The following is a 659-nucleotide window of genomic DNA, read 5'->3' on the forward strand; positions in this document are numbered from 1 at the left end:
GAAGGCCGGCAACAACATCGTGGCGCTGGACCTGGCCGAGACCCAGCGCTGGCGCCGCACCGCCGGCACGGTGGAGACGGACTGGGTCACCGAGATGAAGGGCAAGAACATCGACGGCGCCAAGCTGGCCTCGGAAGCCCGTGCGCTGATCGCCAAATACACGAAGTAATCGCCTGAGAGGGCACGCGGGCCACCGAGCCTGGCATGCCCTGCACGCGATCGGACGCGCCAGCACCGGCAGGGGTTGGCGCGTTTCTTCTGGTGCGTGCGTTTGTCCAATGGGTATTTGGTTTTGTCATGCCGGGTCACTTCTCATAACGCATTGATATAGCTGAAAGAAGCGTTCCGGTCTGGGCAGCACACGGGTTCCGGGTCACAGTTCGACACACTCTCAGGTGTTGCGTCCCACTGACGCGGGCCTGAACCGGACCTCTTTAACGACTGGAGACTTGTATGCAAACCATAAAACGCCGAACCGCGCTGGCCGCCCTGGGCGCTGCCGCCGGCACCTTGTTCGCTGGCGCTGCCTTTGCCCAGGAGAGCGTGACCCTGCGGCTGCACCAGATGCTGCCCCAGCAGGCCACGATTCCCGCCAAGGCCATCGTGCCCTGGGCGAAGAAGGTGGAAGCCGAGTCGGGCGGCCGCATCAAGATCCAGCT

General features: G+C 63.7%; 1 pseudogene. It reads left to right on the plus strand.

Annotated features, from left to right (window positions below):
- Positions 1–453 precede the first annotated feature (453 nt).
- Positions 454–659, plus strand: a pseudogene (locus tag AC07YZ_RS25440) (C4-dicarboxylate ABC transporter); the annotation flags it as partial.

This window comes from Hydrogenophaga sp. GW101-3F08 (genome assembly GCF_059424585.1).